At 62.6% G+C, this 26,867-nt stretch carries 28 protein-coding genes, 1 other RNA gene, 1 pseudogene and 1 riboswitch; of the genes and pseudogenes, 16 read left to right on the top strand and 14 right to left on the bottom strand.

Annotated features, from left to right (window positions below; genetic code table 11):
* Positions 1 to 78: 78 nt before the first annotated feature.
* From ssrA to prfB, 6 genes are all read right to left on the bottom strand, one after another.
* Positions 79 to 460: a transfer-messenger RNA gene (gene ssrA, locus KBX17_RS09300) on the bottom strand.
* A gap of 64 nt (positions 461 to 524) precedes the next feature.
* Positions 525 to 1,178: an SDR family oxidoreductase gene (locus KBX17_RS09295; RefSeq protein WP_256019547.1), complete on the bottom strand. Its 654-nt coding sequence runs from the start codon at positions 1,176 to 1,178 to the stop codon at positions 525 to 527.
* A gap of 26 nt (positions 1,179 to 1,204) precedes the next feature.
* Positions 1,205 to 1,693, bottom strand: a complete 489-nt coding sequence (gene smpB / locus KBX17_RS09290) for an SsrA-binding protein SmpB (protein ID WP_005291508.1) — start codon at positions 1,691 to 1,693, stop codon at positions 1,205 to 1,207.
* Between the two features lie 3 nt (positions 1,694 to 1,696).
* A complete protein-coding gene (gene ftsX, locus KBX17_RS09285; protein WP_256019545.1) occupies positions 1,697 to 2,599 on the bottom strand; it encodes a permease-like cell division protein FtsX in 903 nt (300 codons plus the stop codon).
* On the bottom strand, positions 2,599 to 3,288 hold the full coding sequence (gene ftsE / locus KBX17_RS09280; RefSeq protein WP_005291511.1) for a cell division ATP-binding protein FtsE: 690 nt from the start codon (positions 3,286 to 3,288) through the stop codon (positions 2,599 to 2,601). Before ftsE ends, ftsX begins: the two co-directional genes overlap by 1 nt.
* Before the next feature lie 129 nt (positions 3,289 to 3,417).
* The gene (prfB, locus tag KBX17_RS09275) at positions 3,418 to 4,524 is read right to left on the bottom strand and encodes a peptide chain release factor 2 (protein ID WP_256004673.1); all 1,107 of its coding nucleotides are present in this window, start codon (positions 4,522 to 4,524) and stop codon (positions 3,418 to 3,420) included.
* A 37-nt stretch (positions 4,525 to 4,561) separates the two neighbouring features.
* Positions 4,562 to 4,675, top strand: a riboswitch (TPP riboswitch).
* On the opposite strand from prfB, the gene thiC reads away from it, so the two are divergent.
* From thiC to KBX17_RS09245, 6 genes are all read left to right on the top strand, one after another.
* On the top strand, positions 4,673 to 6,460 hold the full coding sequence (thiC, locus tag KBX17_RS09270; RefSeq protein ID WP_256019543.1) for a phosphomethylpyrimidine synthase ThiC: 1,788 nt from the start codon (positions 4,673 to 4,675) through the stop codon (positions 6,458 to 6,460). Its footprint overlaps the riboswitch before it by 3 nt.
* A gap of 10 nt (positions 6,461 to 6,470) precedes the next feature.
* Positions 6,471 to 7,283: an inositol monophosphatase family protein gene (locus KBX17_RS09265; RefSeq protein ID WP_256019542.1), complete on the top strand. Its 813-nt coding sequence runs from the start codon at positions 6,471 to 6,473 to the stop codon at positions 7,281 to 7,283.
* A 31-nt stretch (positions 7,284 to 7,314) separates the two neighbouring features.
* Positions 7,315 to 8,097 (top strand): histidinol-phosphatase, encoded by a 783-nt coding sequence (gene hisN / locus KBX17_RS09260; RefSeq protein WP_256004678.1) that lies wholly within the window; start codon positions 7,315 to 7,317, stop codon positions 8,095 to 8,097.
* Positions 8,094 to 9,464: a DUF418 domain-containing protein gene (locus KBX17_RS09255; RefSeq protein WP_256019540.1), complete on the top strand. Its 1,371-nt coding sequence runs from the start codon at positions 8,094 to 8,096 to the stop codon at positions 9,462 to 9,464. Before hisN ends, KBX17_RS09255 begins: the two co-directional genes overlap by 4 nt.
* Positions 9,346 to 9,633: a Rho termination factor N-terminal domain-containing protein gene (locus tag KBX17_RS09250; protein ID WP_256019539.1), complete on the top strand. Its 288-nt coding sequence runs from the start codon at positions 9,346 to 9,348 to the stop codon at positions 9,631 to 9,633. The genes KBX17_RS09255 and KBX17_RS09250 overlap by 119 nt, the downstream gene beginning before the upstream one ends.
* Positions 9,626 to 10,285: a thiamine phosphate synthase gene (locus tag KBX17_RS09245; RefSeq protein ID WP_256019537.1), complete on the top strand. Its 660-nt coding sequence runs from the start codon at positions 9,626 to 9,628 to the stop codon at positions 10,283 to 10,285. The genes KBX17_RS09250 and KBX17_RS09245 overlap by 8 nt, the downstream gene beginning before the upstream one ends.
* On the opposite strand, the gene KBX17_RS09240 is transcribed toward KBX17_RS09245, so the two are convergent.
* The 4 genes from KBX17_RS09240 to KBX17_RS09225 all read right to left on the bottom strand — a co-directional run bounded on the left by KBX17_RS09240 (position 10,282) and on the right by KBX17_RS09225 (position 14,064).
* Positions 10,282 to 11,532: an Nramp family divalent metal transporter gene (locus KBX17_RS09240; protein WP_256019536.1), complete on the bottom strand. Its 1,251-nt coding sequence runs from the start codon at positions 11,530 to 11,532 to the stop codon at positions 10,282 to 10,284. The genes KBX17_RS09245 and KBX17_RS09240 overlap by 4 nt on opposite strands.
* A gap of 41 nt (positions 11,533 to 11,573) precedes the next feature.
* Positions 11,574 to 12,848 (bottom strand): HNH endonuclease signature motif containing protein, encoded by a 1,275-nt coding sequence (locus tag KBX17_RS09235; protein ID WP_256019534.1) that lies wholly within the window; start codon positions 12,846 to 12,848, stop codon positions 11,574 to 11,576.
* A 157-nt stretch (positions 12,849 to 13,005) separates the two neighbouring features.
* Entirely contained in the window at positions 13,006 to 13,611 is a 606-nt protein-coding gene (locus KBX17_RS09230) for a cation transporter (RefSeq protein ID WP_255997968.1), read from the bottom strand.
* A gap of 78 nt (positions 13,612 to 13,689) precedes the next feature.
* Positions 13,690 to 14,064, bottom strand: coding sequence for an ectoine synthase (locus KBX17_RS09225; RefSeq protein ID WP_255997969.1), 375 nt, complete (start codon positions 14,062 to 14,064; stop codon positions 13,690 to 13,692).
* A 127-nt stretch (positions 14,065 to 14,191) separates the two neighbouring features.
* Between KBX17_RS09225 and KBX17_RS09220 the strand changes: the two genes are divergently transcribed.
* From KBX17_RS09220 to KBX17_RS09185, 8 genes are read left to right on the top strand one after another with little or no spacing between them, the layout of a single operon-like run.
* Positions 14,192 to 15,016, top strand: a complete 825-nt coding sequence (locus KBX17_RS09220) for an ABC transporter ATP-binding protein (protein ID WP_256019533.1) — start codon at positions 14,192 to 14,194, stop codon at positions 15,014 to 15,016.
* Entirely contained in the window at positions 15,013 to 15,777 is a 765-nt protein-coding gene (locus KBX17_RS09215) for an ABC transporter permease (protein ID WP_256019531.1), read from the top strand. Before KBX17_RS09220 ends, KBX17_RS09215 begins: the two co-directional genes overlap by 4 nt.
* The gene (locus KBX17_RS09210; protein ID WP_256019530.1) at positions 15,774 to 16,808 is read left to right on the top strand and encodes a histidine kinase; all 1,035 of its coding nucleotides are present in this window, start codon (positions 15,774 to 15,776) and stop codon (positions 16,806 to 16,808) included. Before KBX17_RS09215 ends, KBX17_RS09210 begins: the two co-directional genes overlap by 4 nt.
* The gene (locus tag KBX17_RS09205; protein WP_256004691.1) at positions 16,805 to 17,404 is read left to right on the top strand and encodes a response regulator transcription factor; all 600 of its coding nucleotides are present in this window, start codon (positions 16,805 to 16,807) and stop codon (positions 17,402 to 17,404) included. Before KBX17_RS09210 ends, KBX17_RS09205 begins: the two co-directional genes overlap by 4 nt.
* A gap of 32 nt (positions 17,405 to 17,436) precedes the next feature.
* Positions 17,437 to 18,525: a glycine oxidase ThiO gene (gene thiO / locus KBX17_RS09200; RefSeq protein WP_256019528.1), complete on the top strand. Its 1,089-nt coding sequence runs from the start codon at positions 17,437 to 17,439 to the stop codon at positions 18,523 to 18,525.
* Entirely contained in the window at positions 18,522 to 18,722 is a 201-nt protein-coding gene (thiS, locus tag KBX17_RS09195; RefSeq protein WP_256019526.1) for a sulfur carrier protein ThiS, read from the top strand. Before thiO ends, thiS begins: the two co-directional genes overlap by 4 nt.
* A gap of 2 nt (positions 18,723 to 18,724) precedes the next feature.
* Positions 18,725 to 19,516 carry a thiazole synthase gene (locus KBX17_RS09190; protein ID WP_256019525.1) on the top strand — a complete coding sequence of 264 codons (792 nt, stop codon included), beginning with the start codon at positions 18,725 to 18,727 and terminating at the stop codon, positions 19,514 to 19,516.
* A gap of 5 nt (positions 19,517 to 19,521) precedes the next feature.
* A complete protein-coding gene (locus KBX17_RS09185) occupies positions 19,522 to 20,445 on the top strand; it encodes a cation diffusion facilitator family transporter (RefSeq protein ID WP_256019523.1) in 924 nt (307 codons plus the stop codon).
* Here the strand turns inward: KBX17_RS09185 and KBX17_RS09180 are convergent.
* Positions 20,442 to 22,084, bottom strand: a pseudogene (locus KBX17_RS09180) (BCCT family transporter). The gene KBX17_RS09185 and the pseudogene KBX17_RS09180 sit on opposite strands and share 4 nt — an antisense overlap.
* A gap of 18 nt (positions 22,085 to 22,102) precedes the next feature.
* Between KBX17_RS09180 and KBX17_RS09175 the strand changes: the two are divergent.
* A complete protein-coding gene (locus KBX17_RS09175) occupies positions 22,103 to 23,209 on the top strand; it encodes a ThiF family adenylyltransferase (RefSeq protein ID WP_256019522.1) in 1,107 nt (368 codons plus the stop codon).
* Here KBX17_RS09175 and KBX17_RS09170 read toward each other — a convergent pair.
* Positions 23,206 to 23,376, bottom strand: coding sequence for a hypothetical protein (locus KBX17_RS09170; protein ID WP_005291562.1), 171 nt, complete (start codon positions 23,374 to 23,376; stop codon positions 23,206 to 23,208). The genes KBX17_RS09175 and KBX17_RS09170 overlap by 4 nt on opposite strands.
* Positions 23,377 to 23,441: 65 nt before the next feature.
* Between KBX17_RS09170 and KBX17_RS09165 the strand changes: the two genes are divergently transcribed.
* Positions 23,442 to 24,590, top strand: a complete 1,149-nt coding sequence (locus tag KBX17_RS09165; RefSeq protein WP_256019520.1) for an aminotransferase class V-fold PLP-dependent enzyme — start codon at positions 23,442 to 23,444, stop codon at positions 24,588 to 24,590.
* Here the strand turns inward: KBX17_RS09165 and KBX17_RS09160 are convergent.
* Together KBX17_RS09160 and chrA are read right to left on the bottom strand one after the other, a co-directional pair.
* Positions 24,587 to 25,603, bottom strand: a complete 1,017-nt coding sequence (locus KBX17_RS09160) for an LLM class oxidoreductase (protein WP_256019519.1) — start codon at positions 25,601 to 25,603, stop codon at positions 24,587 to 24,589. The two genes, KBX17_RS09165 and KBX17_RS09160, sit on opposite strands and share 4 nt — an antisense overlap.
* A gap of 23 nt (positions 25,604 to 25,626) precedes the next feature.
* Positions 25,627 to 26,841 (bottom strand): chromate efflux transporter, encoded by a 1,215-nt coding sequence (gene chrA, locus KBX17_RS09155; protein WP_256004706.1) that lies wholly within the window; start codon positions 26,839 to 26,841, stop codon positions 25,627 to 25,629.
* Positions 26,842 to 26,867: the final 26 nt, after the last annotated feature.

The raw sequence follows: 26,867 nt of genomic DNA, 5'->3' as shown, positions 1-26,867 counted from the left end.
GGAAAAAATAAACACCAAGACGCCGGTTTGTCCACCATGTCGCGACTCATCTGTCAACAATGTCGCGACTGATGACAGTTGTGGAGATGGCGGGAATTGAACCCGCGTCCTTCGCCACCGCGCCAGGGCTTCTCCGTGCGCAGTCCGCACAGATCTCTGCTCGACCCTCCGGATCAGGCGAACATGTCCGGATGATGGGCCCAGTCAGTGAGAGGTGTCCCCTTCAATCACCGCACTGACACGGTGGAAGGGCAAGCTCCCTAGTCGATGCCAGGGTCCGGGACGGGAGCGAGCCCGGCCTGACAGACACGCGGTCGCTACTTAGGCAGCGAGGGCGTAGTCACGCTGAGAGTTCTTCTCTGCGCTTATAACATGCTGCGACGCTTCAATCGGTGGTCTCCAGCCTGCACCGGCACGCTTCCCCTGGCTTAGTCGGCGAAGTCGAAACCAAGTCATCCCCTTGGAGTGAACTTCACTTCCCTCCTGCGGCGGGAACGTACAGTAACACCGCAGGAGCAGTTACTTTACATCCCTGACGGGGCAACACGCAAGTGCTCGACAGTCGCGCCCGGCCCCGCGTCGACCGCCAAGCGCACGGCGTTGGCCACGTTGCTCGCGTCCATCTTCGGCCGGTCGCCGTGCTTCGGGTCCGCCAGCATGTCGGTGTCGGTCCGGCCCGGATGGATCGAGGTCACGCGGATGCGCCCCTTTTCTTCCAGTCTGAGCGAATCAGTGAAGCCGCGCAGCGCGAACTTCGAGGCGCAGTAGGCGGTGTTCTCTTCCACGCCGTGGAAGCCGGCGCCGGAGTTGATGGTGACAAGGAGGCCGCCTGATCGTCGTAAAGCAGGCAGCAATGCGCGCGTGAGCGTGACGGGCGCGAGCACATTGATGTCCATCGTCTCGCGCCACTGCTCGTCTGTGATCTGCTCGAAGGGGTCCTTGTGCAGGACACCTGCGGCGAGCACCACGACATCGACGTTCTCGATCCGCGACACAGCCTCGGCCAGCGCCTCGGTGTCGCGTAGGTCAACCTCAAACGGCTCAGCGCTGGGCAGCACACTGACAATGTCGGACGCGTCGCGCGACGCCCCGGCGATGATGTGGTGGTCTTTACCCAGCTCCTCCGCGATCGCGCGGCCGATACCGCGGGACGCCCCTGTCACTAACGCTGTTTTCATGCCACCCAGTCTAGGTGGAAACAGGCTTAAGCCTTGATCCCCTTCAGCTTCCGCCCCAGATCACGGGTGATCTCGCGGTCCTCGGTGCGCTGCTTGATGGCGCGGCGCTTGTCGTAATCCTGTTTACCTTGGGCCAGACCAAGCTCGACCTTGACCCGGCCCTCCTTGAGGTAGAGCTTCAGGGGAACGAGGGTGCGATTGCCGTCGCGCAGTTTGCCCTCGAGGGTGTCAATCTCGCGACGGTGCAGCAGCAGTTTGCGGGTGCGGCGCGGTGAGTGGTTCGTCCACGACCCCATCGAATACTCGGGGATGTGCAGGTTGCGCAGCCACACTTCACCGTTGTCGATGGTGGCAAAGGCTTCGACGAGGGACGCTTTGCCGTCGCGAAGCGACTTGATCTCCGTGCCCTGCAGCACGATGCCTGTCTCGTAGGTATCCAGGATCGTGTAATCGTGGCGCGCCTTGCGGTTGGAAGCAATGACGTTGGAGCCGTCGGTTTTCTTCTTCTTGGCCATAGGCTACTTCCGGACGTAGGAGCGCAGCGCGACCTGCGCGACAAGGCCGGACACGACCAGCGCGGCGAGGCTGACCAGCGGCATAACGGTCCACACCGCGGAATCCGGCAGACGGGCAATGAGCAGATTCTGGTAGACGGGGTCGAGCATCTGGTCGACAATCTGTGTCTTGATCAGCCACACGCCAACCGTAGCGATGATCCCGCCGATGAGCACCGAGAGAGCTGCCTCGAGAATGAACGGGGCCTGCGTGAACCAGCGGCTGGCACCCACCATGCGCATGATGCTGATTTCCTCGCGGCGCGAATACGCCGCCAGCTGCACCATGTTCGAAATCAGGAAGATCGCAGCAAGCGCCTGAGCCGCCGCGATGATGAAGGTGGCGTTGCGGAACGAATCCATCGAGTCAGCGAGACCGCGGACATCACTGGCCTGATCGGCGACATAGGTCACCTGGGGCAGGTCGCGGACAGCATCAATCGGCGACGTATCCGTCGGATCCTCCAGCCGCACGTGCAGTGCAGCCGGCATCGAATCGCGGGATGTCTCCTCCACCAGGACCGGGTCAGACTCCTTGAACAGCTCAACGAAGCGCTCGTAGGACTGATCACGGTTGCGGAAAGTCACTGACTCGACGCGTTCATCGGCCTGCAAGATATCGCGCACCTGCGTGCAGCTTTGCGACGAACAATCCTTGTCCGTCTCCGAAACCTCATCACTGAGTTCAACCATGACTTCGACGCGGTCGAGATACAGGTCCTTCGTCTCGCTGGTTACCTGTGACATGAGGATGCCGGCGCCCACGAGCGCCAAGGACAGAGCCGTGGTGATGATCAGCGCGACCGTCATGGTGAGGTTGCGGCCCAAACCGCGGAAGCCCTCACGGAAGATGAAGTTCCAGTTCATTAGCTTTCCCTCCCGTAGACACCGTGCTTATCGTCGCGGATGAGCTTGCCCAGGTGGAGCTCAATGACGCGTTTGCGCATGTCGTTGACCGCACGGGCGTTGTGCGTGGACATCACCACTGTCGTTCCCATCCGGTTGATCCGGGCGAGCAACGCCATGATGTCGTCGGCGGTGGAGGGGTCGAGGTTGCCGGTAGGCTCGTCGGCAAGCAAAAGCCGAGGGCGGTCGACAAACGCGCGCGCGATCGCCACACGCTGCTGCTCACCGCCGGAAAGCTCATTCGGCATCCGGTTCGCTTTGGCATCGAGCCCAACAATCTCGAGGGCCTCCGGAACAAGCTTGTTGATCTTCGTCTTCGACTTACCGATCACCTCGAGGGCGAATGCAACGTTGTCGTAGACGTTGAGCTTCGGCAGCAACCGGAAGTCCTGGAAGACATATCCGATGGACTGACGCAGCTTGTTCACCTCGCTCCCCTTGAGGGCGTTGACGTGGAATTTGTCGAAGTAAATGTCGCCGGAGGTGACGTTCTCTTCGCGGATGAGCAATTCCAGGAAGGACGATTTGCCCGAGCCGGACGGGCCGATGAGGAAGACGAACTCCCCGTTTTCGATGTCGACGGAGATGTCGTCGAGCGCCGGCCGCGTGGACGTCGGGTACACCTTTGTCACGTTGGAGAAAGTGATCACCCGTGTCACTCTAGTGACAGATCGCGCCGGTTAGAAATCACGCGCCCCATAACCGCAGGTCCACCGACTTTGGAGGACATTCACAGGGGAAGTGAATCTAATTCGTGACTGGATGGGGCCGAGGAAGGATTAGACCTCTGCTTCTTGCTGCTCAGCCATGCGCCAGCGGATGCCGCTTTCCAGAAACCCGTCGATGTCGCCATCGAGCACCTTCTGCGGGTCGCCTACTTCGTAGTTGGTGCGTAGGTCTTTGACCATTTGGTACGGGTGGAGGACGTAGGAGCGCATCTGGTTGCCCCAGCTGGCGTTGCCGCCAGCACCGAGGGCGTCGAGCTCAGCTTTTTCTTCCTGCCGTTTGCGCTCAAGCAGCTTGGACTGCAGGACGTTCATGGCGGAGGCCTTGTTCTGAATCTGCGACTTTTCGTTTTGGCAGGTCACCACAATGCCGGTGGGCTCGTGGGTGATGCGCACCGCCGAGTCGGTGGTGTTGACCGATTGGCCACCAGGACCGGACGAGCGATAGACGTCGATGCGGATTTCCGAGTCCGGGATGTCGATGTGGTCAGTCTTCTCCACCACCGGCAGAACTTCGACTTCGGCGAAGGAGGTTTGACGGCGCCCCTGGTTGTCGAACGGCGAGATGCGCACCAACCGGTGCGCACCCTGCTCGACGGATAACTGGCCGTACATGTACTCGCCGTGCACGACGAACGTCGCCGACTTGATGCCGGCCTCCTCGGCGTAGGAAATGTCGTAGACATCGACCTTGTGCCCGTTCTTCTCCGCCCAACGGATGTACATGCGCATGAGCATCTCTGCCCAATCCGCCGCGTCGACGCCGCCTGCTCCGGAGCGGATGTTCACCACCGCTTCGCGCTGGTCGTACTCGCCCGACAACATTGTGGTCACTTCGAGGGTTTCGACGGCCGTGGTCAGGTCAGCGAGTTCATCCTCGGCAAGCGTGTAATCGCCCTCTTCCGCGGCGAGCTCGTACATGACGGGCAAGTCGTCGATACGCTGGCGTAGGCTGCGCACCCTGCGCACGCGCGCTTGGACGCTGGAGAGTTCAGTGGTCACGCTCTGAGCGTGCTCGGGGTCGTCCCACAGGCTCGGGTCGGCGGCCTGCTGCTCCAGCTCGCGCGCCCGGGCATCCATCTCGTCGAGGTCCATGACCTTCTCAATGGTGGTCAGGGTCTGCTCGAGCGACTGGATGCGGTTGCTGGTGTCGGGATTCATGTAAGCGCAGTGTAGTAGGAGACGATAGACTCGAACTACACCCCCACACGGGCGCCCGCGGCAGCGGGCTGAGATCGCACTGATAGGCCGTGCGAGCACCGTTCGAACCTGTCTGGTTAGCACCAGCGAAGGAAGTAAAGGAGAGGCAATGGCCGACATCTACGCCCAGGAAATTCACCTGAAGCACTCGTACGCGCCGATCGTGGAAGATGGTCTGGAAGTCCCGGAGACGGAAATCCAGCTCGATGACTCACCGACCGGCCCGAACGCGCCGTTCAAGATCTACCGCACCCGCGGCCCGTGGGCCGAGCCGGAAGAGGGTCTGCCGGATCTGCGTACCGAGTGGATCCAAGGCCGCGGCGACGTGGAGAGCTACACCGGCCGCGAGCGCAACCTCGAGGACGACGGTGTCCGCGCTATGAAACGCGGAGCCGCTAGCGAAGAGTGGCGCGGGGCTAAGCGCGAGCTCCTGCGCGCGAAAAGCGGAAAGCGCGTGACCCAAATGGCCTACGCACGCCGCGGCGAGATCACCCCCGAAATGCGCTTTGTGGCACTGCGCGAACACTGCTCTCCGGAGAAAGTCCGCGAGGAAGTCGCCGCTGGCCGCGCAATCATCCCGAACAACGTTAACCACCCGGAGAGCGAGCCGATGATTATCGGCAATGCGTTCTTGACCAAGATCAACGCGAATATCGGCAACTCCGCGGTGACCTCCTCCATCCGTGAGGAAGTAGACAAGTTGCGCTGGGCCACCCGCTGGGGCGCGGACACGGTCATGGACTTGTCGACCGGAAACGACATTCACACCACTCGCGAGTGGATCCTGCGCAATTCCCCGGTTCCCATCGGCACGGTGCCGATCTACCAGGCGCTGGAGAAAGTGGGTGGCGTCGCTGAGGACTTGACGTGGGAGATCTTCCGCGACACCGTCATCGAGCAGGCTGAGCAGGGCGTTGATTACATGACTGTCCACGCCGGCGTGCGCCTGCCGTACGTTCCGCTGACCTCGAAGCGCGTGACCGGCATTGTCTCCCGCGGCGGCTCGATCATGGCCGGCTGGTGCCTCGCGCACCACAAGGAATCCTTCCTGTACGAGAGTTTCGACGAGCTGTGCGAGATTTTCGCCCAGTACGACATCGCTTTCTCGCTTGGGGACGGTCTGCGCCCCGGCTCCGTCGCCGACGCCAACGATGCTGCACAGTTCGCTGAGCTGAAAACCATCGGCGAACTATGCAAGCGCGCCTGGGACCACGATGTCCAGGTCATGATCGAGGGTCCGGGCCACGTCCCGCTGAACATGATCCAAGTCAACAACGAGAAGGAAGAGGAGTGGTGCGGCGGCGCGCCGTTCTACACCCTTGGCCCGCTGGTGACCGACATCGCCCCAGGCTACGATCACATCACCTCTGCGATCGGCGCCGCCAATATCGCCATGGGCGGCACCGCGATGCTGTGCTACGTCACCCCGAAGGAGCACCTGGGCCTGCCCAACAAGGATGACGTCAAGACTGGTGTGATCACGTACAAGGTCGCCGCACACGCTGCCGACGTGGCCAAGGGCCACCCGGGCGCCCGTGACTGGGACGACGCGATGAGTAAGGCGCGCTTCGAGTTCCGCTGGAACGACCAGTTCGCTCTCTCCCTCGACCCGGAGACCGCGCAGGCCTACCACGATGAGACGCTGCCGGCTGAGCCCGCGAAGACAGCGCACTTTTGCTCCATGTGCGGCCCGAAGTTCTGCTCCATGCGCATCAGCCAGGACATCCGCGACGAGTTCAGTGATGCCATCGACGAGGCGCTGGATGACGAGAACAAGAAGCTCATCGCCGACCTGGGCATCCCCACCTTCGCGGGCGGGGAGGATTTCCGCCGCGGCGAGCGCGAGATGGCCAAGGAGTTCCGCGAGCTCGGCTCGAACGTCTACGTGAAGGAGTAATTCGGGGATAATGGCTGCTGTGTCTACCGCAGCATTCATCGAAAGCCATACTGACGCCCCCGACCACGAGCTCGCCGCGGCGCTGACCCGCACGGCCGGGGAGCTTGCCTTGCATATGCGCAACGAAGGTTTGGAGACGTCGCAAAAAACCTCCGTGTCGGATGTGGTCACGCAGGCTGACATGGCCGCGGAGCGCTTCGTGGCCGACGCGTTGATGGCGCTGCGCCCTGACGACGGCATCCTGGGCGAGGAGGGCGCGGCCAAGAAATCTACTTCGGGTCGCACGTGGGTGATCGACCCGGTCGACGGGACGTACAACTTCTCGTGCGGCTCGGATTACTTTTGCTCTGCGCTCGCGCTTGTCGAAGGAGCGCCCAGCGATCCAGAACGCATCTTCACCAGCGCTGTCACGCGCCCCGCATTGAACACGACCTGGGTGGCGCACGACGGAACCTCCGAGCGCAACGGTGAACAGCTCCCCCACTTGGAGAACGCACCGCTGACCCAGCTCGCACTAGCCACCTACCTGCACCCGCGCGACATGGACAACGCGGACATTCGGGGCGCCTGGATGCGAGCTGCGAGCCAGGCCGCCACGGTGCGCATGTGGGGCGCAGGCTCGGTTGATTTGGCGACGGTAGCCTCCGGTGGGATCGGCGGCTGGATCCAGCATTCGGTCGCGGATTGGGACTGGCTGCCCGGCAAAGCGCTCGTCGAAGGCGCTGGCGGGAAGGCCATCAAGGTCGACGCTGGTGGAGTGACCTGGTGCGTGGCGGGCAACAGCCAAGTGGTGGATGAGGTGGCAGCACTTTTGCTCCAGTAACAACGCCCCGATCTCGCTAGGATTGAGCGCCATGACCACCTATTCAGATGATCTCGCGCTCGCACTCGAGCTCGCGGAGCTTGCCGACGGCATCACCCTCGACCGATTCGAGTCCGCCGACCTCAAAGTCGACTCGAAGCCGGACATGACCCCGGTCTCCGACGCGGACATCGCCGTGGAGGCTGCACTGCGCGCCAAGCTGGAATCTGCCCGCCCATCCGACGCGGTCCTTGGTGAGGAGTTCGGTGGCGACGTGCAATTCGAAGGCCGCCAATGGGTCATTGACCCCATTGATGGCACCAAGAACTTCGTGCGCGGTGTGCCCGTGTGGGCCACCCTCATCGCGCTGCTTGACGGCGGCAAGCCCGTCGTCGGCGTAATCAGTGCTCCAGGCCTTGCCCGCCGCTGGTACGCCAGCCAGGGCTCCGGCGCGTGGCGCACGTTTTCCGACGGCAGCGTGAAGCGGCTCGGGGTGTCGGGCGTTGCGGAGTTGGAGGATGCGTCGATAAGCATCTCGTCCTTGAGTGGCTGGCGCGACCGCGGCTTGCGCGACCAACTGATCTCCCTGACTGACGATGTGTGGCGGCTGCGCGGCTACGGCGACTTCTTCTCTTACTGCCTGGTGGCAGAAGGTGCGGTGGACATCGCTGCGGAGCCCGAAGTGTCGCTGTGGGATCTCGCAGCACTGTCTGTTCTGGTCACCGAGGCTGGCGGGAGGTTCACCTCACGCGCCGGCGAGGATGGCCCGCACGGCGGTGACGCGGTGGCCACCAACAACTTGCTGCATGATGCTGTTCTAAGGAGACTGTCATGACCGCACCTGCTCCCACCCAGAAACCCCCTCGCCTCGTTGTCCCCGATCTCGCTCGCGGGCTGGCTCTTTGGGGGATCGCCATGGCGAATCTGACCACCTTCTGGATTATGAACTCCCCTGAGGGTGCCATTGGTAAGAGCCTCGGCTGGGTAGACCCAGACAGTGCTTCAGACCGTTTCGCTGCCCTGTTCTCGGGCATGCTCGTCCACACTCGAGGCCTGCCAATGTTCGCTACCCTGCTCGGTTTCGGCATCGGGCTACTCACTTCGAGCTTGCACCGGAAGAACTACCCAGTGGGCAAAGCCACACGCATGCTGGTTAAACGCTACGGCATCCTCGCCGTCTTCGGCTTACTGCACATGTACCTGCTGTTCAACGGCGACATCATGTTCACCTATGGCTTGGCGGGAATGCTCATCGCCACGATGATCAAGCTCAGTTCGAAGACACTGCGCATCTTTGCTGCGGTGTCCTTCTGCATCGCCCTGCTCCTGTCGACGATGTCGGTGATTACCGCCCTCGCCGGTGTGGACGTCGTGCCAGAGTTCACCCCAACTGAGCAAATCACCACAGCCGGCACCTACTTCATCACGACTATCCAACAAGCACCATTTTTCATGGTGAACTCGACGTTCGCCGTTCTCGCGGTCCTATGCGTCATGCTCATCGGGTTCATCTGGGCGCGGGAGGGGGTTCTGGCCAACGTCGACGCGCACCGAAGAACGCTCACTTTTTGGGCCACGCTCGCTGTAGTCATCAGCCTCGCTGTCGGCATACCGTGGGGCCTAGCGGCGATGGGTGTCATTAACGACCAATTGGATCAGGTCTTCATGGCCCTCAATATGGGCTTGGGCACATTCACCGGCCCCGGCATCCTGGCGCTGATCGCGTTGGCCACGAACGGGATTCAGAAGCGCATGTACGACGATGCCGCAGCCGGGCATCCAGTCGCTGCCCCGAAGATTTTGTACCCCTTTGTCGCGTTGGGTAAGCGTTCAATGTCCGGCTACGTCGCCCAGTCCTTCCTGTTCATCATCCTGGTCATGCCCTTTGGCTTCGGTCTCGGCGTGGACAGCACCATCTCGGAAAAGCTCCTCATCGCCGCCGGCGTCTGGTTGATCACCCTGGTGCTTGCGGTCATCCTCGAAGCCACAAACACCCCCGGCCCGTTCGAATGGGTCCACCGCCGCCTCGCCTACGGGCGCACGGGGCGGATCGAACCCTACGCGGAGGCCTACAATGGCCCACATGACGCAGGACAAGCACCCGGAGAACACGCCCGGCGGCCCGTCGGTCAAGGACGGGGAGCTGTACCAACGCCTCCGCCAGGAGGGCAATTCGAAGTCGAAGGCGGCGGCCATCGCTAACGCGGCGACGAATTCTTCGCGCTCCGATGTCGGTGCGAAGGGCGGCGAGTCTGGCTCCTACGATGACTGGACGCGCGAGGAGCTCTACTCCCGCGCGCAGGAGCTGGACATCCCCGGCCGATCCGACATGACCAAGGACGAGCTCATCGAGGCGCTGCGCAATGACTGAGCTTGATCTCCGCTGCTACTTCATCACCGGCCAGGGGCCTGACATCGTCGGCACTGCGCGCGCAGCCGCCGCTGGTGGCGCCGGAATGATCCAAGTGCGCAGCAAACCCATCAGCGCGCGATCGCTGTTCGAGCTCGGTCAGGCCGTCGCAGAGGCTGTCTACGAGGCCAACCCCGCCACGCACGTGCTTATCGACGATCGCGCCGACGTCGCCCTCGCCCTACGCCAGGCCCGCGTTCCTAACGTCGCCGGCGTGCACATCGGCCAGGACGACCTCGATCCGCGCATCGCGCGGGAGCTGCTTGGGCCCGATGCCATCATCGGTCTGACCACCGGGACTTTGGACCTCGTGCAGGATGCCAACCAGTACGCCGACGTCATCGACTACATCGGTGCCGGCCCGTTCCGCGCGACTCCGACGAAGGACTCCGGCCGCGAACCGCTGGGGCTGGAGGGCTATCCGCCGCTCGTCGCTGCATCTTCGCTGCCCGTCGTCGCCATCGGCGACGTCACCGTCGACGATGCCGCTGACCTCGCCGCAGCCGGCGTTGACGGCGTAGCTATCGTCCGCGGCATCATGAACGCCGAGGATCCGCAGGCGTACGTTGAGCGCGTGATCGCCGCCTTCGACAGGGGCAAGCAATCCCGCTAGAACAAGCTATACAGCGAGTACCCGCCGAGCACCACGGTGACCAAGAAGATGAAGCCGCCGAGGATGTTGGAGGCGAGGCCATTGGCGTTGTCTCCCAGCAGCTTCTTGTTGTTCATGGTGTAGAGCAAGAAGAACGCCACCACTGGCAGCAGGATGCCGTTGGCTGCCTGCGCCAGGACAATCACTTGGATCGGGTTGACACCGGTCACCGCGATCACCAGCCCGATGAGCACCACGGCCAGGTAGATCGCGCGGAACCTGTTGTCTTTCAGGTCGGAGGACCAGCCGAGCACGCCGGAGATCGCGTAGGCAGCGCCAAGCGGGCCGGCGATAGCCGAGGTCAGGCCAGCCGCGAACAGACCGATCGCCAACGCCCACGGCGCGAAGTCGCCGAGCACCGGGCGCAGTGGCTCCGCCAGGTCAGCAGCGGATTCGGCTTCGACACCCTGCACGAAGAGTGTGGCGGCCGCCGTCGCCAGGATCGCCAGGGTGATCAGGCCACCGACGGAGATGGACACGATGTTGTCCACACGAGCTTTCTTCAGCCCCAGCTCCCCCGGCTCATCGCCCCACTTTTCCTGGACCAGGTTGGAGTGGAGGAAGACGTTGTAGGGCACCACTGTCGTACCGATCAGCGCGATCGCCGTGAGCACCGAGCCGTCTGGAAGGCCCGGCACGAAAATTCCCTTGAGCATTGCGCCGAGATCCGGCTTCACTGCCACTGCGGTGATGAGGAAGATCAGCGCCAGAATGATCACGAGCGCAGTCATGAATTTCTCGATGACCTTGTAGCTGCCGGTCAGCAGAAGGACAACGATCACAGCGACGATGATGCAGGACAGGACAGGGATGCTCAGGCCGGTGACGTCGGAAAGCGCGAGGGCTGTACCCGTGGTGTCACCGCCAGCGTATGCGGCGCCGCCGATGCCGATCGCCGTGACAATGAGCGCGATCATCAGCAGCTTCGCCACTGGTGACTCGAACGTCTCGCGCATTGCTTCGCCCGTGCTCAACCCACCCATGAGTCCCAGGCGCGCAGACATTTCTTGCAGGATGATCGTGGCCACGATCGAGAACACGATCGCCCATGTCAGCGCGAAACCGTAGCTCGCACCCGTGGCCGTCGCCGTGGTGACTGTGCCCGGGCCAATGAACGAGGCACTAATGAGCAGGCCCGGACCGAGCCAGCCTGACCGTCGTTTAGCCGTAACCTCAGAGTCGTCGCGATCGTTTACTGCAGTGGACATCGCTGTTCCCTTCTGCGGTTGGTGACATGTTCCGAACTACTTTATCCGGCGAAACTGTCGGCCCACAGGGGTTCATCGAAATCAGCAATCTCGTAACCGTCATTCCGAACGGGCAGGGAATGGTTGTAAGAGACGTATTTGGAACCGTCGCGGAACTCGAAGACGATCTCATCGCCATGGCGCGTGATGGTCGTGTATCCCTCTGTGACCAGAGAGTGGCATCCGGAACATAAGGGCAACAGATTATCCAGGTCGGTCATGCCGCCTTCAGCCCAGTCGCGGATGTGGTGCATTTCAATGAAGCGTCGATGCGTACAGCCCGGAGTCGCGCACTGCCCGCCCCACATAGCCATGAGCGCGTTGACTTGCCCGTCCGTTGCTAGGCGGGTTGACCGACCGGTGTTCAGGATCAGGCCCTGATTACTCACCGTATCCAGCCTGACTAAGGCGTTGGATACGAGATGCTCCAGCGTCTCGGTCGTCGCTCCTGCATTGTTGGGCAAGTAGGCTCGCCCGTCCACGGTCATCATGACGTTCACGTGCGCGCCAGGCGCTCGGAGTGTGCTGATGGGTTTTGTACGGGCCATGTTCACGATTCCCATGAGGGAGAAGACCAGGGCGCGCGGCGTCGGCAAACCGAAGCCTGACACCTCCCGCTTTGCCTGTCGAACCTCCTCATCCTTCTCTTTTTCATGGATGAGCTCATCTACCTTCTCATTGTCGACCACCCCATCCCCACCCAGTAGCTTCTCTAGCTCCCCATCCTCGGCAGCGAACGCGAGATGCCCAATTTTGAGCGCAGCCTTGAAAGCTTCACCATCTGCGGCGTTGAGCCTCCCCCACAACTTCAAGTCACCGTCTGTTTCCTGCTTCAGCCGCAGGTAATACTCCTTGCCCTCCTCCTTCGACTCCTTATGTTTGGGCTTTCCAGCGAGAGCGCTTTCCAGACCGTGGTAGTTGAGCTCCATGCCCATCTTCACCAGCTCGAACTCATTGTCAGCGGTCAGGTACTTGAGCAGTAGACGCACCGCGGAGTAGCTCAGGTTACCGTCGAGGAACATCTCCGTCAGGTATGGGAAATCGTTCAGTTGCCGTGCAACACTCACGTACTCATGCGCCGTCGACTCCGATACCCCGAGTCGCCTGATTAGCCAGGCCGCCGTACTCGTCGCTCCGCACTCATTCGCTAACCCCATGTGATCGAAATCGCCAATCAGAATCAGCAGCCGCGCTTTCGAACACACAACCGTAACGTACGTAGCCACGATTTCCTCAGCCAACCACTCCAGATCCAGCTCTTCATCCAGTATGTTCATACTGACCACCACCCTTGTCAATGCCCCACGTTGTCGATTACCCCAACTCTACACAACAACCCGAACAACTGTCGCTCACATATTCGAACCAGTTGCAAAGCACGACTCCGCATTGCGGAGTCCCTGGGGTTTTAGAGCGGAGGCAAGCGCGGTGGAGCTAGTCCTCCATTTCCGCGAAGGCTTCCTCGACAGAATCGTGCTCCTCGCGCGCTTCTTCCCACACTTCCTTGGCGGCGGAGAGGTTCACCGCGGCGATGATCGCGCCGACCACGATGTCGAACCACGCTGTCGGCCATACGAAGGTGAGTAGACCGGCGAGAATGATGAGGATGTTGGCAAGGGCGTCGTTACGCGCCGCGAGCCACGCACCTGTCGCGAGTGACGAGCCCTGCTCCCGCAACTGCAGCAAGATCACTGCGCAAATGACGTTGACCACCAGCGCACCGAATGCCACCGCAGTCAGCCCTTCCGCAGATGGCGGTTCCGGGTTGAGAATCTTAGTCACAACCATCACGATCGCTGCGATCGCAGGAATCAGGATGAGCGCCGCGAGCACGCTTCCTGCTTTTCGACGGCGCGACGCCGGCCACGCCACGGCAAAGAAGACCAGCAGGTTGATCGCCGTGTCCTCGAGGAAGTCGGCCGAGTCGGCGAACAACGAGGCTGAGCCAATCACTACAGCTGCGGCGAACTCGACGAAGAAGTAGAGCAGGTTCAGCAGCGCCACGATGAGAACGGCGCGGCGGATTCGGTCAGTGTTCATACTGCCCATGGTGCTCGCAGCAGGCCTTTCACACAAAAAGAGACTCCGCATTGCGGAGTCCCTGGGGTTTTACCGTGTTTAGTAGGAGCTGAAGCCGTCCTCAGTCAGCTCGTGCTTCTCGTCGCCGGTGATGGCCGGGTTGAACACGGAGACGAGGATCAGATCCTCGTCCTTGCCGCCGCGGAGGTAGTGGGCGTCGTGCTCATCAAGCACATACACCGTGCCCGGAGTGATGGGGTACACGTTGCCCTCGGTGTCCTCGACCTCGCCGGAACCGCCGATGCAGTAGCAAGCCTCGAGGTGGTTACGGTACTGCAGCTTGGACTCAGTGCCAGCACGGACGACAGTGTGGGCGATGGCGAAGCCCATGTTGTCCTTGGCGGTGACAACACGCTCAGAGGTGCCGCCGCCCCACTCGACCTTTTCCACTTCGTCGCGGGAACGGGTGAACATAGCTAATGCTCCTTTTTTCGATCGGTTCGCAATCTCGACCCCAGGCTAACACCCATGACAACTGTCACGCCGAGATCGTGACAGCAGGGCTACGCTCGCCTTCCCGGCGCGCAGTGGAATGTGAAGCATGATCGAAACACAGAACGTGAGCAAGCATTTCGGATCGGTGAAAGCCGTTGAAGATGTCAGCCTGAGCATTGGCCGCGGTGAAATCGTCGGCCTGCTTGGGCGCAACGGAGCAGGCAAAACAACCCTGGTTGACCTCATTCTCGGATTGACCAAGCCGACAAGTGGCACAGTACGCGTGGCCGACATGACCCCGGCACAGGCCATCCGGGACGCACGCATCGGTGCGGTGATGCAGACCGGCGGTCTCCTCGACACTGTCACCGTCAAAGACACCCTGGCCATGATCAACTCCACGCACCGCGATTCCATCGGCGTGGAGGCCGCGATCGAGCAGGCGAATCTCACCAAGATTCAGAACCGCCGGGTGGGCAAATGCTCTGGCGGCGAGCAACAGCGCATTCGTTTCGCGATAGCGTTGCTGGGCAAGCCGGACATTCTCATCCTCGACGAACCAACCACCGGGATGGACGCCACCAGCCGCCACGAGTTCTGGGACACGATGCGCGCCCAGGCCCACTCTGGACGCACCATCATCTTCTCCACGCACTACCTCGAAGAAGCGGAGAACTTGGCCGAACGCATCATCGTGCTTGACCACGGCCAGGTCATCGCGGATGGGCCGACAGACCGACTCACTGCCGACGCGAACAAGAAGCGGGTCACAGCGCAGTCATCGCAGGGGCTTATCGACGTCACCACCAGCGACGCCGATTCCTACGCCCGGAAACTACTCACCGAGACCGATGCTCACGACCTGACCATCACCAGAACGTCCCTAGAGGACTCCTTCATCGCGCTCACCTCAGATAAGGAGCAGCCATGACCACCCTGAAGTTCGCACTGCACAACCTCAAACGCCTCAAATCCGATGCCTCTTCGCTGTTCTTCAACATCGTTCTTCCGGTGATTCTCTACCTCATTTTCGGTGCTGCCCAGCAGTATTCAACCGATGAACTGGGCAACGGCAATGTCGCCGCCTTCGTCATGCTCGGGATGGCCCTCTACGCGGGCATCTCAGGAGCTGTCTCCCAGTCGTCCTTGGTGGTCGTGGAGCACAACAGTGGATGGGGGCGGCAACTCGCACTGACACCACTGACGAACATGCAGATTGCGGTGGCGAGATTGCTCGTCATCATCGTTAACGTCGTGCTTCCTGTAGCCGCCGTCTTCCTCACTGGCGCGTTAGTCGACGCGGAAATGGACGCCAGCGCGTGGTTCTGGAGCTTCCTCATCACCGTCGCCGTGTCCTTGCCTTTCGGCTTCTACGGTTTGGTCTGGGCGCAATCGCTGAAGTCCCTCACAGCAGTCTCGATCGCCGCCACCTCAGTCACTCTGTTGGCCTTCGCTGGAAACACCCTGTTCCCGCTGACGAGCAACTTGATCGACTTCTCTCGGTTCACCCCGATGTACGGCGCCACCATGCTGTCGCGGTGGCCTGTGGCCGAAGGGCTCCAGCTGATCCAGGACGAACCCTTCCAAGTCACCGACCCCCTGTGGCAACCCATGCTCAGTATCATTGCCTGGACAGTCATTTTCGCTGTGATCAGTCTGGCCTTGGATAGCCGTGAGAAAGGGCGTGCGTGACCCAAGAAACGAACGGGAGCCGCTACCACCTCATCGAAGCCGGCATCTGGCTGATCCTTCTGGTCAGCCCGCTCGCCGGCTTGTTCGCCATGGAGCGCCCCGCCTGGCAATACGCTGCGGGCGCTCCGTTGATCGTGGTCTTCGGGGCGGTGTACCTGTGCGCGCACACAATCCGGGCACACCGCAACGACACCGTCAACGCGGCGTTGTGGGTGATTGCCCTGCTGATCCCCATTATCGGAGTGACCGCCATCATGGGGGTCTGGGGGGCAACAATGCTGCCGTACATCACGGCCGTGACCGGATCACTCATGCCGGTGCGCATGCACACGATCGTGGATCTCGCCATCATCTCAGCGTTCGGTATCTACGTGTTCTTCACGGGCACCCTGACAACCTGGATATTCTTCGGCGCGTCCGTGCTCATCGCGGTGACGGTAGGAACGCAGGTCAGCGCGACCAGGCTTAGCGACGAGCGCGTCCACCTCGCCGCTGAGCTCGAGCTGGCGCGACAACGCGAGTCGATTTACTGGGACGTGCACGATCTATTGGGTCATTCGCTGACCGTGATCAATGTGAAGACGTCGCTGGCGCGCAGGCTGGTGGACGTCGACAAGCAAGAAGCGGCGAAGGAGTTGGATGAGATCGTGGAGCTGTCCCGCCAATCACTTGAGGACGTCCGGCGTGCTGTGCGGACAACCCACACGCCGTCGTTGACCGCCGAGGTGGAAGCGGCGAGCTCGGCACTGGCGGCGGCTGGAATCGAGCCGCGGATCAACGTTCACGGCGCCACCGACTCGTCACTGTTCGGATGGGTGCTGCGAGAGGCGGTGACCAACGTGATTCGGCACTCCCAGGCGACGGAGTGCGAGATCGACGTAACTCCGCACAGGCTGGTCGTGGCCGATAATGGCATCGGCTTGCCGCCGGGCACGCGTCTGGGGAGCATCGCCGACAGGGTGAGCGCTGCGGGCGGTTCACTCGTGGTTCCACCCACCGATTCCGGAACGCGGCTGGAGGTGACAGCATGATCCGGGTGCTCATCGCCGACGATCAAGGGCTTCTGGTGGGGGCGCTGTCAGCCCTGCTCAACCTCGAGAAGGATATTGAGGTCGTAGCCACCTGCCGTTCGGGTGAGGGCGTTGTCGAGGCAGTGCGGGAACACAACGTGGATGTGGCGTTGCTCGACATTGAAATGCCCGGCCGGACCGGGTTGGAACTCGCCGCTGACTTGGCAGGGTCGCCGTGCAAGGTAGTCATTGTCACCACGTTCGGCCGGCCCGGATACCTGCGCACAGCCCTGGAGGCTGGGGCCGCGGGGTTCATCGTCAAGGACACTCCCCCGGATCAGCTCGCCGACGCAGTACGGCGCGCTCACGCTGGCATGCGGGTGGTCGACCCGCAGGTTGCGGAAGAATCCCTGTTCACCCCACCGTCGCCACTGACTGCCCGGGAGGTCGAGGTGGCCCGCGAAGCCCTCACCGGCGCGGAGATCAAGCAGATCGCAGCACGGCTGAACCTCTCAACTGGGACGGTGCGCAACCACATCTCGGCCATCATGACCAAGACCGGCGCGCCCAACCGCTACGCTGCCGCACGCACCTGCAACGACAATGGCTGGCTCTGAAGTCCTGAGAAAGGCGTAGGCTGGATGGCAATATGGCAGGGAATATTGCAGTCGTTGGGGCAGGCATCATTGGCCTGTCCACCGCTCTGACGCTAGCGGACCGCGGCCACAGCGTCACTGTCTATGACCCTGATCCGGTCAGCGGCGCGACGTGGCACGCGGGCGGCATGCTCGCCCCCGCCGCAGAGGTCGTGTACAAGCAGGACCCGCTCTTCCCGCTCATGATTGCGGCTGGACAGTGGTACCCCGAGCTCATCGAGCTCACCGCAAAGCACACAGATAAGCCCACCGGTTACCGGACCGACGGCACGATCGTCGTGGCCAAGGATCGCGCGGACAAGACGCACCTTGAGGAGCTGCAGGAATACCAGGAACTGCACGGCATGACTACCGAGCGCGTGACCACCCGCGAGGCCCGCACGCTCGAGCCCGCGCTCCATCCCGCTATTGCCGGCGCCGTGCACATCCCCGGTGACCACCAGGTCCGCCCGCGGCTGTTCGCAGAGGCGCTTATCGACGCCTGCCGCAACGCAAACGTCACCTTCATCCACGAAGCGATCCATGACGTCGATGAACTCGATGCGGACCAGATTGTGTTGGCCAACGGCCTCGGCGCCCGAGAGACCACCGGCTGGTTCGAGGGCGAGAACCCGCTCAAGTTGCGCCCCGTGTACGGCGACATGGTGGAGCTGCGCGTGCCGGAGCACCAGCGCCCGTTGGCGGACCGGGTGATCCGCGGCTTCGTCGAGGACCGGCCCATCTATGTCATTCCGCGCGACGGCGACGGGCTGACCCTCGGTGCGACCACCCGGGAAGACAACCGCCCCGACCCGCAGGCCGGAGGCGTGTTCCAACTGCTGCGTGACGGGATTGAGATCCTGCCCGCCATCGAAGACTGCGACATCGTGGAAACCCATGCCGGTGCACGGCCGGGCTCCCCCGACGACCTGCCATACCTCGGCAGAGTCAGTGACCGAGTGGTCGTGTCCACGGGGTACTTCCGGCACGGTATCTTGCTCGCGGCGGTGGGGGCTCGGTGCGGGGCTGAGCTCGTCGAAAAGCAGGAGCCGTCCGTAGACTTGAAAGCCTGCGATCCAATGCGCCACAGGAGGCAAGAATGAACCTGATCGTCAACGACGAAAACATCACCACCGACGCCACCGACGTCCAGAAACTGCTGGAAGAGCGCCTAGGCGAGGTGCCGAAGGGCACTGCTGTCGCCATCGACGGCGATGTTGTGCCGCAGTCGGAGTGGTCCACCCGCGTGCTTGAGGACGGCGCCCACGTGGACATCCTCACCGCTGTCCAGGGAGGCTAGGCGTGCTCGAGATCGCCGGCACGCAGTTCGACTCGCACCTGATCATGGGCACTGGCGGGGCAACCTCGCAGGACATGCTCGAGCGTGCGCTTGTCGCATCGGGCACAGAGCTGACGACAGTCGCGATGCGCCGCTTTGCTGCCCAGAAGAACGACGGCGAGCAGGGTGAGAGCGTCTTCGACCTGCTCGAACGTCTCGGCATCGCTCCCCTGCCCAACACCGCTGGGTGCCGCACCGCCCGCGACGCCGTGATCACCGCGAAGCTCGCGCGTGAGGCGCTGGGCACCGACTGGGTGAAGCTCGAGGTCATTGCGGACGACCGCACGCTACTGCCCGACGTCGTGGAGACCGTCGACGCGTGCGAGATGCTCATCGATGAAGGCTTCACCGTCCTCGCTTACAGCTCTGATGACCCAGTGGCCGCGAAGAAGCTCGAGGACATCGGTGCGGCGGCCGTGATGCCGCTGGGTTCGCCCATTGGCACGGGCCTGGGCATTCTCAACCCGCACAACATCGAGCTCATTTGCTCGCGGGCCGAGGTTCCTGTGCTTGTCGACGCTGGAGTTGGCACCGCCTCGGACGCCGCCCTGGCCATGGAACTCGGCTGCTCAGGCGTGCTGCTCGCCAGCGCCGTCAACCGGTCCCAGGACCCCGAAGCGATGGCGCGGGCGATGCGTCTTGCAGTCGAGGCCGGTTCGGCTGCGCGTGGGGCTGGGCGGATTCCGAAGAGGGAGCACGCGGTGGCGTCGTCAAGCTTTGAAGGGCTAGCAAGCTGGGCAGACCAGGTGCTTTAGAACTCATGGACGAGCAGAAACTGCTGGAACGGTTCATGTGGCTGTCCATTGCCGCATCGGTCTTTGTCATCGGCCTGAAACTCGTTGCGGCCTGGGTGACCGGGTCGGTCGGTTTCTTGTCAGACGCGATCGAATCGACCATCAATCTCGTCGCCGCGAGCGTCGGATTGTGGGCAATCAAGTTGGCCGCGAAGCCGGCAGACGACAACCACAACTTTGGCCACGCCCGCGCCGAATACTTCGCTGCGCAGGTGGAAGGCTTCCTCATCCTGGTGGCGTCGGTGGTCATCATCATTACCGCGGTAGGGCGCATCATCAACCCTCAGCCGCTAGAGCAGCTCGGCATCGGCTTGGTGTTCTCCATCGTGGCCACCGCCATCAATGCTGGTGTGGGGATTGTGCTCATCCGCGCCGGCAAGAAGTACCGCTCCACCACCCTCGACGCGGACGGGCGTCACCTGATCACCGACGTGTGGACCACCGTCGGCGTCATCGTGGGCATGGCATTGGTGTGGCTGACAGGTTGGGAGATCCTCGACCCGATCGTCGCCCTGCTGGTCGGTGCGAACATCCTGTTCACCGGTTACTCCCTGCTGCGCGGGGCCATCCTGGGTCTACTGGCGGAGACGCTGCCGGAGGATGAGGTCGCTACTGTGAAGTCCTTCCTCGCTGACTACTCCGCTGCTCACGGCGTTGAGTTCACCTCCGTGCGCACGACAGCCGCAGGCCGTCAGCGCTTCGTTGACCTGGTGATGCAGGTGCCGGGTCAGTGGACCGTGGATAAGTCCCACGACCACGCTGACGCTGTCGAAGAAGGCATTGCCGCAGCCCTGGGCGGGGCCGAAACGATCATTCACGTTGAGCCGTTGGGCCACCCGACCACCGTCGGGCCGATGACGCCGCAAAGCCCCCCGGTGAGCGCTGACTAGCGCTCACCCTCAACCTTCGTCGACCCTGCTGGCTCGACGGTGTCGATCTCAACTGGGGTGCCCTCGGGGACTTCGACCTCGACGACTTCCTCATCGCCGTCTTCGGTCTCGGCCTCGCCTTCGATGACGAGGGTCTCGGTGAGACGCCACGTCTCGTTGTCGTAGTCGTATTCGAGCTCAGGGCGGTCGATCTCATTGCCCTCTTCGTCATAGCCCGGCGCGGGCTTCGCTTCAGCTTCCTCGTACTTCTCCGGGGTGTCCGTCTTCTCCCACTGGCGGGAGCGGAACTTACGGTCCGCAGCAGCGTCATCATCCATCGCCTTGACCAGGGCGAACATCATGATGAAGTACACGAAGAAGAACGGCAGGGCGATGATGATCACCACTTCCTGCAGCGCCTGGATACCGGAATCGTTAATGAACAGCAGCGCGGCCGTGACCACGCCGACAGAGATCGCCCACGCAACGCGGTAGTAGGACGGCGTCGCTTCCTCTTCGCCAGTGGCGAATGTGTCCATCACCAGGGCGGCGGAGTCGATCGAGGTGACAAAGTAGAACACGATGACCGCCAGCGCGATCGTTCCGGTGATCATGTACAGCGGATACTGCGCCAACAAAGTGAACAGCGCCTGCGGAGTATCGCCGTCCTCGACGACGGGGCCGGTAAGGACTCCCGGGTCGTTGCGCTCCACTTCGATGGCGGTGCGGCCGAAGGCGGCGAACCAGACAATGTCGAAAATGGTCGGCGCAAGGATGGTACCGGCGATGTACTGGCGCACGGTGCGGCCGCGGGAAATGCGGGCGAAGAACATGCCCACGAACGGCGACCAACAAATCGTCCACGCCCAGTAGAACGCGGTCCAGGTGGCGTGCCAGCCGGGGTTCTCGTTGTTGGCATCGACCCAGAACATCAACTCCGGCAGCGAGGACGCGTAGATGCCGAAGGACTCGGTCAGGTGCTGGACAATCTTCAGCGTCGGTCCTGCCAAGACCAGGAACACCAGCAGAATCACGGAACCGACGATGTTGAGGTTGGACAGAATCTTCACGCCCTTGTCCAGACCCGTCGCCACGGAAATCGATGCGGCCACTCGTAAACGCGCTTGCCCAGAAGCGGCGAGAAAATCGACGAGTAGCGGGCGGGCATCTTCCGCTTCTACACGAAGTAGCCCATGGCCAGCCCCGGCAGGGTGAAGATCACCCACATGTGGATGCCAAAGTGGTAGTAGGTGAACTCGAATGCCTGGCGCACAGCGGAATCGCTCATGGACTCCATTCCGCCGCGTGGCGGGTTGAATGCGTGGTGCAGCGGTTCTGCGGCACCCCAGAACATCAGGGTCGCGCCCATGCCGGCTGCGAAGAGCATGGAGAACCAGACGGGCAGCGAGTACTCTGGCTCGTCGTCGTCATCACCGAGACGGAAATTTCCGTAGCGGGAGACGGAAATGACGATGAGGAACAGGAACACCGCAGAGACTCCGCCGATGTAGAGCCACGAGAAGTGGTCCATCATCCAAGCGGAGACGTGGGAGTAGAGTTCTCTAGCAGAGTCGCCGAATCCAATCGTGGCGGCGACGAAGACTGTGATGAATCCGGCCGCGGAGAAGAAGATCAGCGGGTCCGAGCGTAATTTGGACATGGTGATTAGGTTTAGGTTATGAGCGATCTACACGAGAATGAGCTTCGCCGTACTGCCCGGCAGATGAACCTGCCCGGCTTCGGGCCTGAGCAGCAAGAAGCGCTTCAGCGCGCCCATGTGTTCGTCATCGGCGCAGGTGGCTTGGGGTGCCCGATCATGCAGACGCTTGCGGCGACAGGCGTCGGGCACATTTCGCTTATCGACGATGACATGGTCGACTTGACCAACATCCACCGCCAGATCCTCTTCGGGGCCTCCGACGTTGGGCGGAAGAAGATCGAGGTGGCAGCAGAACGCCTCCGGGAACTGCAACCAGGCATCCGCGTTGACACGATCGAGGGCCGGCTGGATGCGTCGAACGCGACGGATCTCCTCGACGGGGTCGATGTGCTGATCGACGGCTCCGACACCTTCTCCACCAAGTTCCTCGCCGCCGACGCCGCCGAGATCACCGGCACTCCCCTGGTGTGGGGCTCGGTGCTGCGTTACCGCGGCGATGTGGCGTTGTGGTGGACCGGCCCCGGTGCACCTGAGACCGGAGCTGGCATGCGTGACCTCTACCCCGAACAACCAGACGCGGACTCCGTGCCGGATTGCGCGACGGCGGGTGTGCTCGGTGTGACTACGTCGGTGGTCGGCGGACTCATGTCCACTGAGGTGGTGAAGTTCCTCACCGGCATCGGCGACTCCACACCCGGCAAGCTGCACATTTATGACGCTCTGACCGCGTCCATCCGCCAGTTCACTGTCACGCGGGATCCAGGCCGACCGCTGGTCACCAAGGTAGCTCCAGATTATGGCGAGGTGTGCACGGTGCCGGAGGGGGCGGGTCCACTCGTCGATAAGCTTGAGCGCGGTGAGGCGATCGCGCTCGATGTGCGCGAACCGCACGAGAAAGCCATTAAAGACCTGCCGGTGCCCGGGCACTTGTTGCCCACGTCCGACATCGAACTCCACCCGAACATGGCCGCGGAGCTTATCGACGATCTCCCGGAGCACTCCGAAGTCGTTGTCTACTGCGCGTCCGGCGTGCGGTCCCAATGGTTCGTCGACACGTTCCAGCCATTGGCAGACCAGCGCGACATCCGGCTCGTCAACCTGCCGGGCGGTGTGAACGCGCTTTAGCGCATCTTGCTGCGGTGGTACAGAGTGCCTGCTAGCGAGGAAACGCAGGCGGAGCCGATCAGGACGAGGATGGTGTAAAGGATGCCGCTGACGCCCAGCATCGACAGGATCCACCCCGTCAGCAAGGCACCAATGACAGCTCCGGCAATAGCGACGACCCAGTTCATAATTGATTCTCCTTAATTATTAATGGGCCCCATGGTAGGGCATTGCTGGTGCTAGCGTTGTGGGCATGACTGATTCCGCGTGCAACCAGCTCCCCCGCCACGACGTCGACCCCGGCGGTCTTCTTGAATACTCGGCCGTGTTCAGCGACCGGTCTCTCAACCACATGTCCGCCCGCTTCATCGGCGTCATGCAAGAGCTGCAGGAGATTCTGCGCTCCACCTACAACGCCTCCAGCATGGCTGTGATCCCCGGCGGCGGCACCTTCGCTATGGAGTCCGTCGCCCGCCAGTTCGTGCGCGGGAAGAAGGCACTGGTCATCCGGACCGGCCAGTTCTCCTACCGCTGGTCCCAGATCTTCGAGATGGGTTCGCTCGCCGACGAGACAATCGTGCTGGGCGCCGAGCCGACCACCGACGAGGCACGCCCGTCCTACGCCCCGCCGGCAATTGAGAATGCCGTCGCCCGCATTCGTGAGGAGCGCCCATCCTTCGTCATCGCCGCGCACGTGGAAACCGCAGCCGGTCTTGAACTGCCGGACGACTACATCACCGAGCTGGCCCGCGCCGCCCACGACGCCGGCGGCCTGATGATTCTTGACTGCGTCGCCTCCGGCGCGAAATGGATCGACATGGCAGCAACTGGAGTGGACATCTTGCTCACCGCCCCGCAGAAGGGCTGGTCTGGCTCCCCGGCCACCGGTTACGTCATGTTCTCTGAAGCTGCCCGAGCCGAGCTGGACAACACCACCTCCGACTCTTTCGCCATGGACCTGGCCAAGTGGACCGCCATTTCTGAGGGGTACGTGGGCGGTTCCGCTGCCTACCACGCGACGATGCCGACGGACACCATCGAGCACAACCTCGAGGTGATGAAGGAAGCGCAAGAGACCGGCCTGGAGCAGCTCACCGAGCGCCAGGTCGAGCTGGGCAGCCGCATCCGTGGCGTGCTGGCAGACGCTGGCTTCCGCTCCGTCGCCGCCGAAGGTTTTGAGGCTTCCTCCATCGTGGTCATGCACGCTACGGCCCCCGAGCAGCAGAACGGCTCCGCCTTCAAGCAGGCCGGTCTGCAGATCGCCGCTGGCGTCCCGCTCCAGATTGGTGAAGCTGAAGACTTCTCCACCTTCCGCATCGGCCTGTTCGGCCTGGATAAGTGGGGCGATGTCGACCGCGCTGTCGAGCGCTTCGAAGAGGCACTCAAGCAGGTGATGTCCTAGCGCAGCGCGGGCAAAACGTGCTCGATGAGCTCATCAATCTGCTCCTCGGCCGGTCGCGTTGAGGTGCGGAAGTTCACCGACACGTGGTGAATGCCCATGCTGCGCTGTGATTTCAGCAGCTGGACGAGCACATTGCGCCCGAGCCGGTAGCCGAAAGTCCCGCCGCTGGCTGGCTCATCCGGGTCGGTGGACAAGTCGAGCCACAGCGACTCGGCGAACGGCTTGAACGCTGCCGGCCCCGTGGCGCCCTCGCGTGCGGCCCACTCGGCGACTGCGGCATTCCAGTTCGCCACGTTCACCCGCTGCACGTCGAGGCCCTTGTGGTACATGAACCAGCCGTGGGTGTGCTCTGCACGCCACTGCAGCGTCTGCTGGCATGAGCCGGTGGCCAGCAACGGCACCTCACACGCAGACGGCTTGGGCACCACATCCGCTCCGCCCATCTTGAAGCCCTGCCCGGCAACTTCCCAGCGGAGGGGTTTGTGGGAGGTGGTGGTGGCGCGTCGATAAGCGTGCACATGCTCGCGGAAAACCTCCGCGCGTATGCCTTTATCCATGCCGAACGCTGGGAACTCTTCGGGCCTGTCCCCCGTGGCCACGCCCATGAGGAAACGCCCGCCGGACAGCCGGTCAATCGTGGCCGCGCGCTTGGCCAGCAAAAGCGGATGCTGGAAGGGCACCACAATCGCCGCCGTACCCAGCGCGATGCTGGACGTGTGCGCAGCAAGGTAGCTCAGATACATCCACGGGTCATAGACCTGGCCGACGTCACCGAAGGTCTCCACGCGCAGCGGGATATCGCGCACCCACACGGCTGCGATCCCACCGTCCTGCGCTTTCTGCACAAGACGCAGCTGGTTATCCAGGCTGTCGGTGGGGTTGGCCTCGGCGTTCTCTTCGATCGGCAGCGACAGGCCCACTGTGAGCTCGCCGGGACGGAAGGTCCGCTGGAAACCGGGAAGCTCCCAGTACGGAGTGTCAGATAGGTCAAGGAGCGATCGTTCGTGGGCCATGGGCCCAGCGTAGCGGTGGAGGGTTAAAGCACAACTGCACCGACAAGGGCGGCCCCGATGACTACTGCCCACGGCGGTACCTTCCACGACGTCAGAGCGGCGAAGCAGACGACGGCGACGGACATCGTCACCACGCCCGTGATGCCCGCGGTGAACACCGGTGTGTACAGGGCCGCGCCCAGGATGCCGACCACTGCTGCGTTCGCTCCGGCGAGCGCACTGCCTGCTCGTGGCATCTGGCGGATGCGTTCCCAGAACGGCATCGCGCCGAGCACCAGCAGCGCGGCGGGTAGGAAGATCGCGACCGTGGCAATGGGCGCGCCCACAAGCCAGTGCATGCCGTCCGCGCTGGCCCCGAGGAACGATGCGAACGTGAACAGCGGACCAGGCATTGCCTGCGCTGCGCCGTAGCCGGCGAGGAACGTGTCATGGCTGACCATGTCAGGCACCGTCACCGATTCCAGCAGCGGCAGCACCACGTGTCCGCCTCCGAAGACGAGCGCGCCGGCGCGGTAGAAGGATTCGAAGATCCCCATGCCGGTTCCGCCGACAGCGCGTGCGATCGCCGGCAGAGCGAGCAACAGCACCACGAAGAGCACGAGGCAGACAATGCCGACTGTGCCCGAGCCGCTCCCTTCGCTTGCCGACGGCTCCTCCTCACGGCCCTCCCCCTTCAGAAAAGCCAGACCCGCAACGATGCCCACCGCAATCGCGAGCACCTGCACCAGCGGATGCGGAACGAGCAGCACGACGACGAGCGCCGCCACCGCGATGGCCGCACGGATCTTGTCGGTGATTAAGTTCTGCGCCATGCCGTGGACCGCCTGGGCGACGACGGCCACAGCAGCTGCCTTCAAACCGATGAGCCAACCGGCGTCGCTGATGTCGCCGAGGTATGCCACCCCGGCAGCGAACGCCACCATGAGCACGACCGACGGCATAGTGAATGCGAACCACGCCGCGAACATCCCCATATATCCGGCGCGCTGCAGACCAATGGCCATGCCGACCTGGCTGGATGCCGGACCGGGAAGGAACTGGCACAGCGCTACGAGGTCCGCGTACTGCTTATCGCTGAACCACTTCCGGCGCTCGACGAATTCGTCGCGGAAGAAGCCCAAATGCGCCGTCGGGCCGCCGAACGAAGTACAGCCAAGGCGCAGGAAGATCCTGAACACCTCAAAGGCCGAACCTCGGCTAATGTTTGCTGCTCCAGTTTTGCCGGTCGAGGTTGTCACGATGCCCTTTCTTACCAGAGCCGCTT

It is taken from the genome of Corynebacterium sp. CCUG 65737, from assembly GCF_024454115.1.
Lineage (GTDB): Bacteria > Actinomycetota > Actinomycetes > Mycobacteriales > Mycobacteriaceae > Corynebacterium > Corynebacterium genitalium.
This window is presented reverse-complemented; position numbering and strand designations above follow the sequence as displayed.

Excerpts from the sequence above, each read along its gene's own strand:
- KBX17_RS09295 (WP_256019547.1), bottom strand. The coding sequence starts at position 1,178 with ATGAAAACAGCGTTAGTGACAGGGGCGTCCCGCGGTATCGGCCGCGCG.
- KBX17_RS09220 (WP_256019533.1), top strand. The coding sequence starts at position 14,192 with ATGATCGAAACACAGAACGTGAGCAAGCATTTCGGATCGGTGAAAGCC.
- ftsX (WP_256019545.1), bottom strand. The coding sequence starts at position 2,599 with ATGAACTGGAACTTCATCTTCCGTGAGGGCTTCCGCGGTTTGGGCCGC.
- KBX17_RS09245 (WP_256019537.1), top strand. The coding sequence starts at position 9,626 with ATGACTGAGCTTGATCTCCGCTGCTACTTCATCACCGGCCAGGGGCCT.
- KBX17_RS09160 (WP_256019519.1), bottom strand. The coding sequence starts at position 25,603 with ATGGCCCACGAACGATCGCTCCTTGACCTATCTGACACTCCGTACTGG.
- thiS (WP_256019526.1), top strand. The coding sequence starts at position 18,522 with ATGAACCTGATCGTCAACGACGAAAACATCACCACCGACGCCACCGAC.
- KBX17_RS09225 (WP_255997969.1), bottom strand. The coding sequence starts at position 14,064 with ATGTTCACCCGTTCCCGCGACGAAGTGGAAAAGGTCGAGTGGGGCGGC.
- hisN (WP_256004678.1), top strand. The coding sequence starts at position 7,315 with ATGACCACCTATTCAGATGATCTCGCGCTCGCACTCGAGCTCGCGGAG.
- prfB (WP_256004673.1), bottom strand. The coding sequence starts at position 4,524 with ATGAATCCCGACACCAGCAACCGCATCCAGTCGCTCGAGCAGACCCTG.
- KBX17_RS09205 (WP_256004691.1), top strand. The coding sequence starts at position 16,805 with ATGATCCGGGTGCTCATCGCCGACGATCAAGGGCTTCTGGTGGGGGCG.
- KBX17_RS09235 (WP_256019534.1), bottom strand. The coding sequence starts at position 12,848 with ATGAACATACTGGATGAAGAGCTGGATCTGGAGTGGTTGGCTGAGGAA.
- smpB (WP_005291508.1), bottom strand. The coding sequence starts at position 1,693 with ATGGCCAAGAAGAAGAAAACCGACGGCTCCAACGTCATTGCTTCCAAC.
- KBX17_RS09175 (WP_256019522.1), top strand. The coding sequence starts at position 22,103 with ATGAGCGATCTACACGAGAATGAGCTTCGCCGTACTGCCCGGCAGATG.
- KBX17_RS09250 (WP_256019539.1), top strand. The coding sequence starts at position 9,346 with ATGACGCAGGACAAGCACCCGGAGAACACGCCCGGCGGCCCGTCGGTC.
- KBX17_RS09265 (WP_256019542.1), top strand. The coding sequence starts at position 6,471 with ATGGCTGCTGTGTCTACCGCAGCATTCATCGAAAGCCATACTGACGCC.
- thiO (WP_256019528.1), top strand. The coding sequence starts at position 17,437 with ATGGCAGGGAATATTGCAGTCGTTGGGGCAGGCATCATTGGCCTGTCC.
- KBX17_RS09165 (WP_256019520.1), top strand. The coding sequence starts at position 23,442 with ATGACTGATTCCGCGTGCAACCAGCTCCCCCGCCACGACGTCGACCCC.
- KBX17_RS09170 (WP_005291562.1), bottom strand. The coding sequence starts at position 23,376 with ATGAACTGGGTCGTCGCTATTGCCGGAGCTGTCATTGGTGCCTTGCTG.
- KBX17_RS09185 (WP_256019523.1), top strand. The coding sequence starts at position 19,522 with ATGGACGAGCAGAAACTGCTGGAACGGTTCATGTGGCTGTCCATTGCC.
- KBX17_RS09240 (WP_256019536.1), bottom strand. The coding sequence starts at position 11,532 with ATGTCCACTGCAGTAAACGATCGCGACGACTCTGAGGTTACGGCTAAA.
- KBX17_RS09255 (WP_256019540.1), top strand. The coding sequence starts at position 8,094 with ATGACCGCACCTGCTCCCACCCAGAAACCCCCTCGCCTCGTTGTCCCC.
- KBX17_RS09215 (WP_256019531.1), top strand. The coding sequence starts at position 15,013 with ATGACCACCCTGAAGTTCGCACTGCACAACCTCAAACGCCTCAAATCC.
- KBX17_RS09230 (WP_255997968.1), bottom strand. The coding sequence starts at position 13,611 with ATGAACACTGACCGAATCCGCCGCGCCGTTCTCATCGTGGCGCTGCTG.
- thiC (WP_256019543.1), top strand. The coding sequence starts at position 4,673 with ATGGCCGACATCTACGCCCAGGAAATTCACCTGAAGCACTCGTACGCG.